General features: G+C 68.1%; 10 protein-coding genes. 3 read left to right on the top strand and 7 right to left on the bottom strand.

Features of this window, described 5'->3' with window-relative positions; translation table 11 throughout:
- Both FOA17_RS11855 and FOA17_RS11860 read left to right on the top strand, forming a co-directional pair.
- Nucleotides 1–1,758, top strand: coding sequence for a sensor histidine kinase (locus FOA17_RS11855; RefSeq protein ID WP_238991801.1), 1,758 nt, complete (start codon nucleotides 1–3; stop codon nucleotides 1,756–1,758).
- Nucleotides 1,755–3,080 (top strand): sigma-54-dependent transcriptional regulator, encoded by a 1,326-nt coding sequence (locus tag FOA17_RS11860; protein ID WP_149141703.1) that lies wholly within the window; start codon nucleotides 1,755–1,757, stop codon nucleotides 3,078–3,080. The genes FOA17_RS11855 and FOA17_RS11860 overlap by 4 nt, the downstream gene beginning before the upstream one ends.
- Here FOA17_RS11860 and addA read toward each other — a convergent pair.
- From addA to regB, 7 genes are all read right to left on the bottom strand, one after another.
- Nucleotides 3,060–6,365: a double-strand break repair helicase AddA gene (gene addA / locus FOA17_RS11865; RefSeq protein ID WP_149141704.1), complete on the bottom strand. Its 3,306-nt coding sequence runs from the start codon at nucleotides 6,363–6,365 to the stop codon at nucleotides 3,060–3,062. The two genes, FOA17_RS11860 and addA, sit on opposite strands and share 21 nt — an antisense overlap.
- Nucleotides 6,362–9,313, bottom strand: coding sequence for a double-strand break repair protein AddB (addB, locus tag FOA17_RS11870; RefSeq protein ID WP_149141705.1), 2,952 nt, complete (start codon nucleotides 9,311–9,313; stop codon nucleotides 6,362–6,364). The genes addA and addB overlap by 4 nt, the downstream gene beginning before the upstream one ends.
- The gene (locus FOA17_RS11875) at nucleotides 9,306–10,001 is read right to left on the bottom strand and encodes a nucleotidyltransferase family protein (RefSeq protein WP_149141706.1); all 696 of its coding nucleotides are present in this window, start codon (nucleotides 9,999–10,001) and stop codon (nucleotides 9,306–9,308) included. Before FOA17_RS11875 ends, addB begins: the two co-directional genes overlap by 8 nt.
- Nucleotides 9,980–10,990: an aminoglycoside phosphotransferase family protein gene (locus FOA17_RS11880; RefSeq protein WP_203232324.1), complete on the bottom strand. Its 1,011-nt coding sequence runs from the start codon at nucleotides 10,988–10,990 to the stop codon at nucleotides 9,980–9,982. The genes FOA17_RS11875 and FOA17_RS11880 overlap by 22 nt, the downstream gene beginning before the upstream one ends.
- Complete coding sequence (tsaE, locus tag FOA17_RS11885; RefSeq protein ID WP_149141708.1) at nucleotides 10,987–11,439, bottom strand: tRNA (adenosine(37)-N6)-threonylcarbamoyltransferase complex ATPase subunit type 1 TsaE; 453 nt, start codon at nucleotides 11,437–11,439, stop codon at nucleotides 10,987–10,989. Before tsaE ends, FOA17_RS11880 begins: the two co-directional genes overlap by 4 nt.
- Before the next feature lie 46 nt (nucleotides 11,440–11,485).
- Nucleotides 11,486–13,066, bottom strand: coding sequence for a PAS-domain containing protein (locus tag FOA17_RS11890; protein WP_149141709.1), 1,581 nt, complete (start codon nucleotides 13,064–13,066; stop codon nucleotides 11,486–11,488).
- 97 nt (nucleotides 13,067–13,163) lie between these two features.
- A complete protein-coding gene (gene regB, locus FOA17_RS11895; RefSeq protein ID WP_149141710.1) occupies nucleotides 13,164–14,540 on the bottom strand; it encodes a sensor histidine kinase RegB in 1,377 nt (458 codons plus the stop codon).
- 105 nt (nucleotides 14,541–14,645) lie between these two features.
- Here regB and FOA17_RS11900 point away from each other — a divergent pair, with 105 nt between their 5' ends.
- Complete coding sequence (locus FOA17_RS11900; protein ID WP_149141711.1) at nucleotides 14,646–15,278, top strand: SCO family protein; 633 nt, start codon at nucleotides 14,646–14,648, stop codon at nucleotides 15,276–15,278.
- Nucleotides 15,279–15,338 lie beyond the last annotated feature (60 nt).

The raw sequence follows: 15,338 nt of genomic DNA on the forward strand, positions 1-15,338 counted from the left end.
GTGACCCCGCCCCGCCGCCTTTCCCCGTCCGTCATGCTGCTGCTGGTCGGGCTTTGCGCCCTCAGCGCGGGGTGGGCGGCCTGGCTCTTGTCGCAGCGCGACATGGCGGCGCGGCTGGATCAGAGCCTGATCCTGACCCGCCGCGCGCTGGAGACGGAGATCGAGCGTTTCCGCTATCTGCCCCGGGTCGCGGGCGAGGATGCGCGCATCCGCGACGTGCTGGCCCGGCCCGACGATCCGGCCCGGGTGCAGGCGGCGAACCTCTATCTTGAAAGCGTCGTGCGGCATTCCGGGGCCAGCCATCTTTATCTGCTCGATGCGCACGGGCTGACGCTGGCCGCGTCGAACTGGAATATGGCCGAGACCTTTGTCGGGTCGAATTACAGCTTTCGCCCGTATTTTCGCGATGCAATGGCCCGGGGACAGGGTGATTTCTACGCGATCGGCGTGACGACGCTGACGCCCGGCTATTTCCTGTCGGCGCGGGTCGATCTGTCGGGCGGCGGGGTGGGGGTGCTGGTCGTCAAGGTCGATCTGGGGCCGTTGCAGGCCACCTGGAACGCCGCCGAACAGGATACCGCCGTGGTCGATGCCGACGGGGTGGTGTTCCTCGCCTCGGATCCGGCCTGGCTTTACCATCCGCTCAGCGCGCTTTCGGCCGAAGCTGTCGCGCGGTTGCAGGCCGAACAGACCTATTTCGGCACACAGGTCGAAACGGCAGCGCCCTTGCTGCGCCGGCCCGGGGGCTGGATCTCGGGCGGTGACGGGCAGAGCATGGCGATCCGCCGCGCCGATTTCGGCCCGGGCTGGCAGGTTGTCGCGGCGCTGCCGGTGCGCCCGGCGCTGCTGGCCGCGCTGCTTTGGGCCGCGCTGTCGGCGCTGCTGGCCGCGACCCTGCTGGGCTGGCTGAAGATTCAGCGCCAGCGCCGGGCGTTGATCGCGTTGCGGCTGCATCAGTCAACCATGCTGGAGCGCCGCGTCGCCGAGCGGACCGAGGCGCTTGCGCATGAGATCGAGGCGCGGCGCAAGACCGAGGCCGATCTGCGCGCTACGCAGGAAACCCTGATCCATGCCGAAAAGATGGCCGCGCTGGGCCGGATGTCGGCCGCCATCGTGCATGAGATCAGCCAGCCGCTTTCGGCCATGGAGGCAACGCTGGTCACCGCCGCGATGCTGGCCGAAACCCTCGCGCCAGAAGCCGCCAAGCGGATCGAGACTGCCCGCAACCTGATTCGCCGGATGCAGCGCACGACGCGGCGACTCAAGGGGTTTTCCCGCAAGGAAAGCGGGCAGCTTGAGGTGATCGACCTGCAACCCGTCATCGAAAGCGCGCTGGAACTGGTGCAGCCGCGGGCGCGTGCCGTCGGGGTCACCCCGGTCTTGCAGCCGATGGCGGCGCCCTGCCGGCTGCGCGTGGGCCGGGTGCGGCTGGAACAGGTTCTGGTGAACCTGCTGCTCAATGCACTGGACGCGGTCGAGGGGCGCGGTGGTCAGGTTCGGGTCGAGGTGTCGCAGACCCCGGCCCATGTCTGCATCGCGGTGCGCGACGACGGGCCCGGCATCGCACCCGATGATCTGGCCCGCGTGGCCGAGCCGTTCTTTACCACCAAGGCCAGCGGCGAAGGGCTGGGACTGGGCCTTGCCATCTCGCAGGAAATCCTGTCGGAATTTGGCGGAAGCCTGCATATCGCGGTGCCCGAAGGGGGCGGCGTGGTTGCGACGGCTTGTCTGCCCCGCATCCCGCCGGAGGAGCCGTGACCGCGCTGATCCATGTCGTTGACGATGATGCCGACCATCTGGCGGCGCTGTGCGATCTGTTGCAGGCGCGCGGGCATCGGACGGCGGGCTTTGCCTCGGCCGAGGCGGCGCTGGCGGCGGGGGATCTGCCTGACCTCGTGCTGTCGGATCTGCGGATGCCCGGCCTTGACGGTTTCGCCTTGCTGGAGGCCCTGCGCGCCCGCCACCCCGATCTGGCGGTGATCCTGCTGACCGGGCATGGCGACGTGCCCCATGCCGTGCGGGCGATGCGCATTGGCGCCGAGGATTTCATCGAAAAACCCTATGACGGCGCGCATCTCATGGCTGTGGTGGACCGGGCCTTGCGCGGGGCGGCGCTGCGGGCCGAATTGGGCCGCCTGCGCGACGCTCTGGCAGATCGTGAACAGCGGGTCTTGCTGGGGCAATCTGCGGCAATACAGTCTCTGCGCGGCCGAATCGACGCGCTGGCGCCGCTGGATCTCGATCTGGTCGTGTCGGGTGAAACCGGCACGGGAAAGGAGCTGGTCGCGCGGGCGCTGCATGCCGGCAGTTCACGCCGCAATGGGCCACTGCTGGCGGTCAACTGTGCCGCCCTGCCCGAAAGCCTGTTCGAGCTGGAGATGTTCGGCCATGTCGCCGGCGCCTTTCCCGGCGCGACCGACAAACCCGGCAAGCTGGAGGCGGCGGCCGGCGGGACGCTGGTGCTGGACGAGATCGAGGCGATGCCGCTGGCGGTTCAGCCCAAGTTGCTGCGCGCGCTGGAGGATCGGCAGGTGGTGCGGCTGGGCGAGAACCGCCCGCGACCGCTGGATTTGCGTCTGGTCGCGCTGTCAAAGGCCGATCTGCGCAAGATGACGCTGGATGGCAGCTTTCGCGCCGATCTGTTCTTTCGTCTTTGCGGGGCCGAACTGGAATTGCCGCCACTGCGCGTGCTTGGCGCGGATATCGGTCTGCTGTTCACGCATTTCGTGGATCAGGTCGCACAGCGGTCGGGGCGGCCGGCGCCAGAGGTGGATTATGCCCTGTGTCAGCGGCTTTCGCGCTTGCCATGGCCGGGCAATGTGCGCGAATTGCGCGCCGCCGCCGAACGCTTTGCCCTGGGGGTGACGATGCCCGAGCTTGCCGCCGTGCCCCGCGTCGCACCGCAGAGCCTGGCGGAAAAGGTAGCCGAATATGAGGCGCGCGAGATCCGCGCCGTGCTGGAACGCTGTCACGGCAATACCGAACGCGCGGCGCAGGTTCTGGGCGTGGCGCGGCGCACGCTGAATGACAAGATCAGCCGTTATGGCATCCGTCTGGGCTCAGGTCACGGGCATCAATAGGCCGGTCCGCGTCCAGAGGATCGCTGTCTCGATCCGCCGGTCGGGATAGATCTGGGCCATGGCGGCGCGATAGGCCCGCATCTGCGCCAGGATCCCTTCGGGCACCTCGGCCACATCGCGCGGCACGATCTGGTTCGATTTATAGTCGATGACGCGGATCAGATCAGGCGTGACGATCAGCCGGTCAATGGTGCCCAGCAGGCGCTTTCCCTCATATTCCGCGGTTACAGAGACTTCTGTCAGCGCATCGGGTGCAAAGATCGCGGCCAGATGCGGCGCAGTCAGCAGGGCCGACGCCTCGGCCAGAAGTGCGGCGCAGAGCGGCGGATCCTCGATCAGGCTGGCGGCCGCGCGCGGCCAATCGGCCTGTGGCAGTTCGGGCAGCGTCTCCAGCAGCAGGTGAAGCGCGGTGCCACGGTGCCGCGCGGCCTCGCCATCCTCGGGGCTACCCTCGCCGAACAGCACCTTGGCGCCGCCCAGCATTGACGGGCGCAGCAGCGCCTCTACCGCCTGGGGTGCGGGGGCCGGACGGCGCAGCCAGTCGGGCGGGGCGATATTGGGGGCATTTTCAGCGGTATCAGTGACGTTTTCGACCAAAGGCCAGGTGCCGAACTGATAGGTCAGCGCGCCATCCGGTGCGACGGTTGCGCCCAGTTGCGTTGCCCCGGCATGGATCAGATCATACCAGGCCGGCACTTTGCCACCCTCGCCCTTTTGCGAGGCAAGCTGCCCGGCGGCGCCCACGATCAACCAGCTTTGCGCCCGTGTCAGCGCGACATAGAGCAGGCGCAGCGATTCCGCCTGTGCGCGTTCGGCCCGGTCTTGCCGCAGGGCGGCGATCCGGTCGGGGCTGTCGGCCGAGGCGGGGCGCCAGACGGCAGTATCGTCCAGCCGATAGATCTCGTCCCGGTCATTGGCGCGCAGATCGGCGGTATCGGGCAGGATGACGATCGGCGCCTCCAGCCCCTTGGCGCCATGCACGGTCATCACGCGGATCTTGCGGCCGCCGCTTTCCATCTGACGCTTGACCTGCACATCCTCGCCCTGAAGCCAGGTCAGAAAGCCGGTCAGGCTGGGCACGTCATTGCGTTCATAGGCCAGCGCCTGATTGAGCAATTCGTCAATGCCATCTTCGGCCTCGGCACCCAAGCGTGCCAGAAAACGCCGCCGCCCGTCATGCCGGGTCAGCGCGCGTTCGATCAGGTCGAAGGGGCGCAGGAAATCGGCGTTATCACGCAAATCCTGCAATACAGAGACTGTTTCGGCGTGGCACGGGTCATTGCGCAGCGCCTCCCACAGAAAGCCCTTGCGCGGTTGCGCCAGCGCGTAAAGCGCGGCTTCCGACAGGTTGAACAGCGGCGAGCGCAGGCATTCCGCCAGCGCGAGATCGTCTTCGGGCAAGGCCAGAAAGGCCAGAAGGGCGGTGATGTCCTTCACCGCCATCTCGGCGCCCAGATGCAGGCGATCGGCGCCGGCAATTGGCAGGCCGGCGGCCTTGCAGGCGCGGATCACCTCGGCAAACAGCGGCGAGCGGCGCCGGACCAGGATCAGGATATCGCCGGCATGAACCGGCCGCATCTCCTTGCCCTCGGGGATCAGGGTGCCGGCGCGCAGGATCTGCGCGATGCGGTCGGCGACGCGCCGCCCCATCACGGCGGTATGATGTTCGCCGCTGATCAGATCGACGGGATCGGCCCAATCCTCTTCCTCCGGGGTTTCAGAGGGGGCGATGGGCGGCCAGATCTCGATCCTGCCCGGCATGGTTTCGTTGAAGGCGATGTGCCGCGACGGGCCGCCAAGCGCGGGGTGCAGCGGTTCGGGAAAGGTGCGGTCCACCAGATCCAGAATGGCGGGGGACGAGCGGAAGGAATGCAGCAGGTCAAGCGCCTGAAACGGTGCCTCAATGGCGGCAAGCCCGGTCTGGAACCGTTCGCGCATCCGGGCAAAGGCCGAAACATCGGCGCCCTGAAAGGAATAGATCGACTGTTTCTGGTCACCCACCACAAAGATCGTGCGGTCAATGTCGCGCGCGCCCTGGCCCGAGGTGAATTCCTGCGCCAGCAGTTCGATCACGCGCCATTGGTCGGGCGAGGTGTCCTGCGCCTCGTCCACCAGAATGTGATCCACGCCGCCATCCAGCCGGAACAGCACCCATTGCGCAACCGCCGGGTCGGTCAAAAGGCCGATGGCGCGGGCGATCAGATCGTCGAAATCCAGCGCGCCGCGCAGCAGCTTGCGCCGGGCATAGCGCGGCAGAAAGGCCCCGGCAAAGCGGTGCAGAACGGCGGTGCGTTCGGCGGCCAGCAGCGCCAGCCGCAACGGGCGCGCGGCCTCTACCCGCCGCATCAGCGCATCCAGCCGGTCTTGCAGGGGCGCAAGCTTTGGCTGCGTCGCCTTGGTGGCGATGGCTTCCAGCCTGGCGGTATAGCTTTTGCCCGGCACCTTCGATTCGCCATGCAGCAGCACGCCTTCCAACGCGGCGAGCGTTGCCAGATCGGGCGCATCAAGCGCTATCGCGGCCAGCTTGCCCGCCGCGCGCTGATCATTGACCGACCCGGTTTGCAGGATCAGCGCGGCGTCGCGCAGCAGTTCCGCCTCGCCGCCCCGCAGCACATCGGCGATCAGGCGGGGGGCGTCAGTGCCCGGCGGCAGATCGAACAGCGCGCCGGCGATGGCGCCGGCCTCGCCCCGGGGAAAGGCGGCAGCGTGGCGGGCGATCTCGGCTGTCAGTTGGGCGAAATCCTCGCCGGTGAAATGGGCGGCCAGATCGCGCACCACGTCCAGCCCCGGCCCGTCGGCCAGCTCCTCGATCACCGCATCGCGCATCAGCCGCGCGGCGCGGTCATCCAGTTCGGTGAATTGCGGGGATACGCCCGCCTCCAGCGGAAACCGGCGCAAAAGCGTGGCGCAAAAGCTGTGGATGGTCTGGATACGCAGACCCCCCGGGGTTTCGATGGCGCGGGCGAACAGGCGCCGCGCCTCGGCCAGCAGGGCGTCGGGCACGGCACCGGTGCCCAGATCCAGCAGCGCCTGCCGCAGCTCGGCCTCGGGCTTCATCGCCCAGGCACCGAGCCGCGCGAACAGGCGGTTCTGCATCTCCGAGGCCGCGGCCTTGGTATAGGTCAGGCACAGGATGCGCGCCGGATCGACCCCCGAAAGCAGCAGACGCGCCACGCGGTCGGTCAGCACGCGGGTCTTGCCCGATCCGGCATTGGCCGACAGCCAGGTTGACCATTCCGGCCGAGCGGCATCCTGCTGGCGGGCCGAGGCATCGTTCAGCGTCATGGCGCCTCTCCGCTCTGGTCGCCCACATCCGCGGCGGTGGCGGGGCTGGTCATATCCCATTCGCCGAAGCGCGACAGATGGTCGTAATCGCCGGGGAAATTCGTCTCGAACATGGCCCGGCGGGCGGTATAGCCCTTGGACCGCTGCATGTATTGCCCGATCAGGCGATGCAGCGATTCCCAGGTTTCACCGATGATCTGCGGCGTGATCTCGGTGCTGACCAGCTTGGGCGTGCTGCCCAGGCCCAGATAGCTGATCCGCGCCACCTCGGCGGGGCCAAGCTGGCGGAAACCGCCCTGTTCGGCCATGCAGGCCGCCAGCAGCAGTTGCTTGTCAAAGGCGCGTTGCTGGGCCTCGGTCGGTGGGGTGCCGGTCTTGTAGTCGATGATATGCAGTCGCCCGTCGGGCAGGGCGTCGATCCGGTCAGGCGTGCCCGACAGCGCGAAATCAAGGCCGGTCAGCGGCACACGGCCCTTTTCCTCCAGCATGACGGGCTTGCCGCCCTCCATGCCGTCATGCGCCAGAAAGAACCCGGCCGCTCGTTCCAGCCGCGCCAGCCAGAGCGCGCGGGCGGCGGGCCAGGGCACCTCGTCGGCCAGCACGCCCTCGGCCACGGCCAGAAGCTGCGCCCGCGCGGCGGCGGGGTCGGCGGGGCGGGGCATGCGCACATAGGTTTCCAGCACGCGATGCAGGATCGACCCGCGCAAGCGGGCATCGGGGCTGCGATGCAGCGGATCGAGCCGCGACAGCCGCAGCACATAGCGCGCATAGATGTCATAGGGGTTGCGGATCAGCGTCGCGATCCGGGTCAGCGCCAGTTCGCGCGGCCGATGCGCCACCGGCGGCCGGGGCGAGGGGCGCGGCGCCGAAGGCTCTGGCGCCTCGGGCTGTTCCAACTGCCGTGCCAGCGTCAGCCAGGCTTGCCCCCGCGCCTTCATCGCGGCCAGCGCCTGTGGCCCATTCCGGGCGGGCAGCCCCTCCATCAGGTTGGTCAGCCGGTTCAGCCAGCGCGAGGCGACCGTCTCGGCCTCGGCATCGCGGCGGGCGCGCGACAGCACGACGCGGGGCGCGGCGACGGCCTGCTGGTAATCATGCGCCGACAGGCCGATCAGTCGCTCGGGCAGACTCAGCCCGCATTCCTTGCGCATCCGGCGATTGAGCCAGGGGTCCGGCGGCGGCAGTTTGGGCCAGATCCCGTCATTCAGCCCGCCCAGGATCAGCAATTCGGCGCCGTTCACCCGGGCCTCCAGCGTGCCCCAGACCATCAGTTGCGGATGCACGCCGCGATCCTGGCGCACCTCGCCGGTTTGCAGCACGGCGTCGAACAGGTCGCGGTAATCCTGCACCGCCAGAACGCCGCCGGCCGCGGCCTCAGTGCGCAGCTCGCCGATCACGCGGGCGGCTTCCTCGCCGGCCGCATTCTGCCATAGCAGGCCCGGCGCATCGCCCCAGGGGCCGCGCGCCAGTGCCTCGGCGCAGGTCAGATGCCGGGTCAGATGGTCGGTCAGGCTCTGGCGGTCGATCCGGTCCAGCCCGTCAAGCGCGGCGATGATCCAGTCGGCCCAGGGGCGGGCATTGTCATCCTTGCGGGTGGCGGCCCAGGCGCGCAGGCTGTCGGGCGTGGGGAAGGGCGGCCCCTTGCGGCGCAGCGTCAGTTCCAGCTCGCGCGTCAGCAAGAGATGCGGCCCGCGCGCCCCGCCCGAGGCCGCCAGCGGATGCTTGAGCAGCGTCAGCAGCGCCTCGGAGGTCAGCTTTTCGCCCAGAAGCGCGCCTACATGGCGCAGAAAGCGCCCCGGCGCCGAAAGCGGCAGCGGCTTGCCGGCGGAATCATCGGGCGTGATGCCCCAGCGGTCCAGCGCGGCCTCTACCTGCCGGGTCAGGCCGCGGTCCGGGGTGATCAGCGCGGCGGCGGTGCCGGTCTCGGCCGCCTCGCGCAGGATCAGCGCGATCGACAGCGCCTCGGCACGCGGGTTGTCGGCCTCGATCAGTGTCAGATCGGCGGTGGCATCGGGCAGGTCATCCAGCCCCGCGCCCTCGCTCAGCCATTGATCGGTCACGGGTGCGGGCCGCAATGACAGCGAAATCAAACGGTTGCGCGCAGGGGCGGGCGGCGGCGCCTCGGTCCAGCGTTGCACGGCGGCGACGGGCGCGCCCAATTCGTTCAGCAGATGGCGAAAGCGGTATTGCGGATGATCCTCGGCGGTCAGGGCATCGGTCATGCCCTCCCAGATCGGGGGCGGCTGGTCGAAATCAAAGCCGGGCAGGATGATCGCGCCCTGCGGTTGCCGCGCCACCAGCTTCATCAGGCGCATCGTCGTGCCGCGCGACCCGGTGGAGCCTGCGATCAGGATCGGGTCTTGTGGCGGCGTCGCCTCCCACAGCGCGGCCAGCCCGTCGATCGTGCGGCGCAGGCGGGTCTGGGGGTCGGGCGCGGCCTCGGGGGCAAAGAAATGCCGCACGATGCCCATGAAGGATTGCGTCCGCGTCCAATGCGCCGAATGGTTCGACACATCCAGCGCGGCGATATCGTCGGGCGTCACCTCCTCGCCCTGCATTTCGTCCATCAACGTGGCCAGACTGTCGGCCAGATCGAACAGCGCGGCGCGGGGGGCAAGGTCGGGTTCGGCATCCAGCAGGCCCAGGATCAGCTGAATCAGCTCCAGCCGTCGGCGCAGGGCGGGGGGCGAAGGCGGGATGCCCAGCCGCATCGCCTCGGGCGCCAGGTCGGTGACCAGACGCAGCCGGGGCAGAAAGCGCGCGCCCTCGGCCGCCAGCAGCGCGCCGATCCGCCGTCGCATGCGCTGCGTGTTCACGAAAAGCGTGACGCGGGCCATGGCCTCGGGCGGCTGGCCGGCCATGCGCGCGATCAGGCCGCGCGCCAGTTCGGCCGGAAAGTCGCATCCCGGCGGCAGGGCGAACAGGCGGTGGCCGGCGCCCGGATCAAACATCGGCCAGCAGCCTTTCGGCCTCGGCAATGCCATCGGGGCGGCCGACATCGGCGCAGCCGCCGCGATGCACAAGGCCATAGGCCCGGCCCCGCGCGATTGCGTCATCCCAGAACAGATTGAGCGAGAAGGCGGTTTGCGGATAGGCCGCCAGCAGGTCGGTGCGGGTGACATGCGCGCCGATATAGCTGTGGCCGGGGCGACCGGCGGCACGGGTCAGCCGCCCATCCGGGGCCAGCACGAAATCGCCGGTGCCGCGATGGCCGGTGAAGTCGCCGGCAGGCAACAGCAGCAGCAGCGCGTCCATCCGTGCCGGATCCCAGGCGGCGGCCAGTTGCTGCAACGGGTTTTCGCCGGTCCAGACCCCGTCGGTATTCATGACGAAAACCGGATCGGGCCCCAGCAAAGGCCGCGCCGCGCGCAGCCCGCCGCCGGTTTCCAGGATCTCGGGCTGTTCGTCGGAAAAGGTGATCCCGGCGCGGTCATGCAGATGCGCGCGGATCTGGTCGGGCAGGTAATGCAGGTTGACCACGATCCGGTCGAGCGGCACCCCCGCCGCCTGCGCCAGCGCATGATCCAGCAGCGCGCGGCCCGCCACCTCGATCAGCGGTTTCGGGCGGCTGCGGGTCAGGGCGCCCATGCGGGTGCCGAAACCGGCGGCGAACAGCATCAGGGCGCGGGGCTGGGGCATGACTGGGCGATCCGGTTCAGGTTCTCGGGGGTTGGCGGTGGCAGCAGATCGGCGCAGATCCGCGCCAGCGGCGCCAGGGCGGGATGGGCCAGATTGCGCTGCAACTGCCCCCAGACCCGGGGCACCAGCCGCAGATAGCCGGGCTTGCCCGCCACCATGCAGAGCCGGGCAAAGATGCCCAGAATCCGCAGCGCCCGCTGGGCGCCCAGCACGGCATAGCTGCTGTCGAAATCGGTGGCCGTGCTGCCGGTCGCGGCGCGGAATTGCGCCTTGATGGCGGTTTCGGTCGCGGGGTCCACGTCGCGGCGTGCATCTTGCAGCAGCGATACGAGATCATAGCCCGGCTGCCCCATCTGCCCGAGCTGGAAATCCAGCAGCCCCACCCGCGCCAGGCCCGCGCGTTCCGGCAGCCAGAGCAGGTTTTCGGCATGGTAATCGCGCAGGATCAGCACGCGCGGACCATCGGCATGGCGCTGCATCAACCCGGTCAGGCAGGTGACGAAATCGCCACTATCGCAATCGCTGTTGGTGATGCCCCGGCGATACCATTGCAGTGCAAAGGCCGCGGCCGCGGCCCAATCCTGCGCCGAAAGGTCGGGCAGGCCGGGCGGGGGCGGCGCGGCTTGCAGATGCAGCAGAACCCCGGCCGCGGCAGCATAGAGCGCGGCTTCCTGCGACGGGTCTGCGTCCAGCACGCGGGCAAAGATCGCGTCGCCCAGATCCTCCAACAGCAGAAAGCCGTGATCCAGATCCTGCGCCAGAATGGCTGGGGCCGAAAGGCCAAGCGCGGAGAGGTGCCGCGCGATGCGGATGAAATCGGCCGGATCGTCGCCCTTGCCGGGCGGCGCGTCCATCAGCACCGCACGGCGACCGCCGAGCCAGAGCCGGTCATAGCTGCGATCCGAGGCATCACCGGCCAGAAAGGCGCGGCGGGCATCGCCCCAACCATTTGCCGCAAGAAAGGCGATGGATCGGCTTTGACGGGTCACGCGGGCCAGTCCTTCAGCAGCGGGTGATCGGTGGGGACGGGGCGCAGGGCGCGGCCCTCGCCCTCGGCCGCGAAATGCAGATGCAGCGCCTGTGGCGGCGTCTGGTCGCCCAGCCGGTCGGGCCATTCGATCAGGCTGATCGCATCGTCAAAGGCCGCCTCAAGCCCGAGTTCGACAATATCGTCGGGGTGGCCCAGCCGATACAGATCGGCATGCCAGAGATCGCCCCGCGGGTCTTCGTAGGTCTGGACCAGCGTGAAGGTGGGCGAGGGCACCTCGACCTCGGCGCCCAGCCGGGCGCGGATCAGGGCGCGAGCGAAATGGGTCTTGCCGGCGCCGATCGGGCCGGACAAGAGCAGCACATCGCCCGGCCGCAACCGCGCCGCGAACCACTGCCCCAGGCGCGTGGTCGCTTCGTCATCGGGCAGATACAGGCGGCGGTCGGTCATGCCGGCAATTTACCGCGCCTGCGTTCCGCCGCAAGCCGCTTTGCCCTCAGGCGCGCTTGCGGTCGCCGCCGCTGTCAAGAAGCGGCAGGCGCCCCTCATGCGGGGTGGTGCCGGCAAAGGTGACCAGCGTCATGTCGCCCGCCAGATGCTGCGCGCGGCACGAGATCAGCCGCCCGTCCAGCAGGCGCACTTCGCCCAGCAGGGTGTCGCGCTGGCCGGAACTGTCGCAAAAGGCCTGCAACTCCATCCAGAAGGCGCTGGGGGCAGAGCGCGTGCGCCAATGGGTGCTGATGCGGGCAAGGCTTGCCTCGCCCAGTTGGGCGGCGGGGTCGTGATCCCACAGCGCGGCATAGCTGGCATTGGCCATCACCAGCGCGCCGCCGGGGGCAAAGACCACCAGCGCCTGTTCGACGGTATCCAGCACCGACTGGCTCAGCTCCAGATCGGCGCGATAGCGGCGGATGCGCGACATTTCGGTGGTGATATCCTCGAACATCAGGGCCAGCGCGCCATTGGGATGCGGGCGCCCGGTCAGGCGGATGGTCTGACCGCCCGGCAGGGTCCAGGTTTCCTCGTGATGACCGCTGGAGGCGGCTTGCTCCAGCTCCGTCATCTGCCGGCGCCAGCTGCGGTAATCCTTGGGTTCGGGGATCATGTTGCGGTCGCGCAGCGCATCGAGAACGGCAAAGAGCGTGGGCCGCATCGACAGGAAATCCGGCGGCAGCGTGGTCAGATCGAGCAAGGCGGGGTTGAACATGGCAAGCTGGCGCTGACGGTCAAAGATCGCGATGCCGATCGGCAGATGGGCAAAGGTCTTGGCCAGGGTCTGCTTGAAATCGGCGGTGGATTCCTCGGCCAAGACCAGATCGTCGGCCGGTTCGGCAAAGACCAGACGCTCGGCCCCGTCATCGCGCGCCTGAAGCCGGAACCAGTGCGGCCGGCCATTGCCATCGGTCAGCTTGCCCCGCTGCGCGCCGCCGGTCGCGGCGGCCCCGGTATCGAACAGGCGCGGCAAGGGCCAGGTCAGATCCTCGCCGCTGGGCAGGCGCTCGGCCGCCTCGGACAGATAGGCGGCATTGGCCCAGACCACGTCGCCATCCCGCGTTTCGCGCCAGACAAGCCAGGGCGCATTGGCCAGCACCTGCCGCAACTGCCCCAGTTCCTGCTGGATCGCCTTTTGCGTCAGAAGATCCTGACCTGCCGTGCTGGCCGCCTCTTCGGCGTGGTGGAGCGCGATGCGGGTCAGGCCACCGCGCAGCTCTGCCTCGACCGTCAGCATGGCGCCATCGTCCTGCGGGGCGGTCAGCACGAAATTGCCCTCATCCGCCAGGCGGGCAAGGTGGGTTTCCAGATCGGGAAAGCGGGGCAGCAGGTAGGCAAGCAGCCGCGCGCGATGCGATCCGCTGCCGCTACGCTGGGCCAGCAGGGCGCGGGCCTGCGGCGTGGCATCCAGAAGCGCATCGCCATCGAACAGGAAGCACAGCCCGCCGCCGCGTTCGGCAAAGATCAGGCCCGCCTGTCGATCGGCCTGACCTTGCAGCGCGGCCAGAACAAAGACGCTGCCAAGCGCGATCAGGCCGCAGGTCACGAACAGCACCAAGGCGGGTGCCCAATCCAGACTCATCATGATCCCCAAGCATTCTTGCTGTTTTCGCTACTTTCGCGCGAGAAAGTTAACTCGGGGTTAATCGGAAATTGCGCGACAGGCAGACTGGCGGGCGGGATCAGGCGTTCAGCGGGTTGTCACCCAGGGCGCCCTTTGGCGCCTCGATCCGGCTCATGGGCCAGGTGACCTCGACAATGGCGCCGGTTTCGCCCTGGGGGCCGGGGCTGCGATTGGCGAAGGAAAGCTCGGCCCCCGTGCGCTCCAGCAGGGTCTTGGCGATGAAGAGGCCAAGGCCCATCCCGTCATATTCCGGGCGCGCGGCCAGATCGGCGGCGCTGCGGCGATTGCGCATGAAGGGTTCGCCCAGCCGGCCAATCACATGGGAGGGATAGCCCGGCCCGTCATCGCGGATGCGGAGCGTGAGGCGCGCCGCCGTCCATTCCGCCTCGATCGACACCTCTTGCCGCGCGAAATCGACGGCGTTCTGGATCAGGTTGCGCAGCCCGTGAATGACCTCGGGCTGGCGGCGCAGATCAGGCCCGGCGGCGGGGCTGCCGGCGCTGTCATCGGGCGGCAAAAGGTGAAACGCCACCCGTTTGCCGCGCGCGACATGCGGCTCGGCCGCCTCGCGCAGCAGCACCTCAAGGGGGGCGCGGCGCAGATGCAGGTCGTCCTTCCCGGCCCGCCCCATGGAGCGCAGGATCTCGCGGCAGCGGTCAGCCTGATCGCGGATCAGCTGCGCATCGGCCTGAAGATCGGGGTTGGTGTCCAGCTCGTCGATCAGTTCGGCGCTGACCAGCTTGATCGTGGCCAACGGCGTGCCCAGCTCATGCGCGGCGGCAGCGACCACGCCGCCCAGATCGGTCAGCTTCTGTTCCCGCGCCAGCGCCATCTGCGTGGCCAGCAAAGCGTCCTGCATCGTATGGATCTCGGCCGCGACGCGATGCGCATAGGCGCCCAGAAAGGCGATGCCGATGATGACCGACAGCCAGAAGCCAAAGGCGAACAGCGTGGGCAGGGTGAACAGCGTGCCATCGGGCAGGGTCAGCTTGAGATGCGACAGCGCCAGGATGGTGATCGCCGCCATAGCCAAAGTGCCCAGAACCAGGGTCGCCCGTGCCGACAATGCGGTGGCCGAAATGGTCACCGGCGCCACGATCAGCAGCGCGAAGGGGTTGGTCAGCCCCCCGGTCAGCCAGAGCAGCAGCGCCAGTTGCCCGAGGTCGAACAGCAGCGTCAGGAAGACCTGATATTCCGACAGCCGCGTGCTTTCGGGATAAAGAAAGATCAGCAGCAGGTTCACGATGACCGAACCGCCCACCACCAGCAGGCACAGGCCCAGCGGAAAGCCGATCTGGAACAGGTTGCTTGCAATCAACAGGGTGGCGATCTGCCCGGTGATCGCCGCCCAGCGGATCAGCACCAGACCGCGCAGATGCAGCACGCCGTTGCGCGGGCCGTGATCGGTCTCTGCGCGAAAGAAACTGGACCACATGATTGACACATCCTGCCGCAGGTGACGTTTTTGCCATTGTTATGGCCGCCCGGTTGCGGGATCAATGCGCGCCGGTCAGGTGCCGGAGAGACAAAGGGGGTTCCGATGCAAAAGCTTTATGCCGGTATTGCGGTGGCGGCGGTGGCGGCGCTGGTGGGGGGCAGCCTGTATTATGTGCAGTCGCGCCAGGCGGATGATCCCTTTGCGGCCTGCCGGGCCGGGGCCGTGGGCGGCGGCACGATTGGCGGGCCGTTCACGCTGGTCAATGGCGAAGGCAAGACCGTGACCGATGCCGACGTGATCACCAAACCCTCGATCGTCTATTTCGGATATACCTTCTGTCCCGATGTCTGCCCGATGGACAATGCCCGCAATGCGGCGGCCATCGACCTGCTGGATGAAAAGGGGGTGGATGTGCAGCCGGTCTTCATCTCCATCGACCCGACACGCGATACGCCCGAGGTGGTGAAGGATTTTGCCGCCAACCTGCACCCCAAGATGATCGGCCTGACCGGATCGCCCGAACAGGTCAAGGCGGCATCGCAGGCCTACAAGACCTATTACAAGGCGCAAAACCCCGAGCAGGAATTCTATCTGGTCGATCATTCGACCTTTTCCTATCTGGTTCTGCCAAAGCTGGGTTTCATGGAATTCTACAAGCGTGAAACCACGCCCGAGGAAATGGCCGCGAATGTCGCCTGTTATGTCGATGCGGCATCCGATCGCGCGGCAAATTGACCTTATGGGCAAAGCGGCCTAGGTTTTGGCGATAACGTGGGTCGTTGAAAGGATTTTGCC

It is taken from the genome of Gemmobacter caeruleus (assembly GCF_008271655.1).
In the GTDB taxonomy this organism is placed as follows: domain Bacteria; phylum Pseudomonadota; class Alphaproteobacteria; order Rhodobacterales; family Rhodobacteraceae; genus Gemmobacter; species Gemmobacter caeruleus.

What these genes read in the sequence shown, in the direction of transcription:
- addA (WP_149141704.1), bottom strand. Translation starts at nt 6,365, where the DNA reads ATGACGCTGAACGATGCCTCGGCCCGCCAGCAGGATGCCGCTCGGCCG.
- addB (WP_149141705.1), bottom strand. Translation starts at nt 9,313, where the DNA reads ATGTTTGATCCGGGCGCCGGCCACCGCCTGTTCGCCCTGCCGCCGGGA.
- FOA17_RS11875 (WP_149141706.1), bottom strand. Translation starts at nt 10,001, where the DNA reads ATGCCCCAGCCCCGCGCCCTGATGCTGTTCGCCGCCGGTTTCGGCACC.
- tsaE (WP_149141708.1), bottom strand. Translation starts at nt 11,439, where the DNA reads ATGACCGACCGCCGCCTGTATCTGCCCGATGACGAAGCGACCACGCGC.
- FOA17_RS11890 (WP_149141709.1), bottom strand. Translation starts at nt 13,066, where the DNA reads ATGATGAGTCTGGATTGGGCACCCGCCTTGGTGCTGTTCGTGACCTGC.
- regB (WP_149141710.1), bottom strand. Translation starts at nt 14,540, where the DNA reads ATGTGGTCCAGTTTCTTTCGCGCAGAGACCGATCACGGCCCGCGCAAC.
- FOA17_RS11900 (WP_149141711.1), top strand. Translation starts at nt 14,646, where the DNA reads ATGCAAAAGCTTTATGCCGGTATTGCGGTGGCGGCGGTGGCGGCGCTG.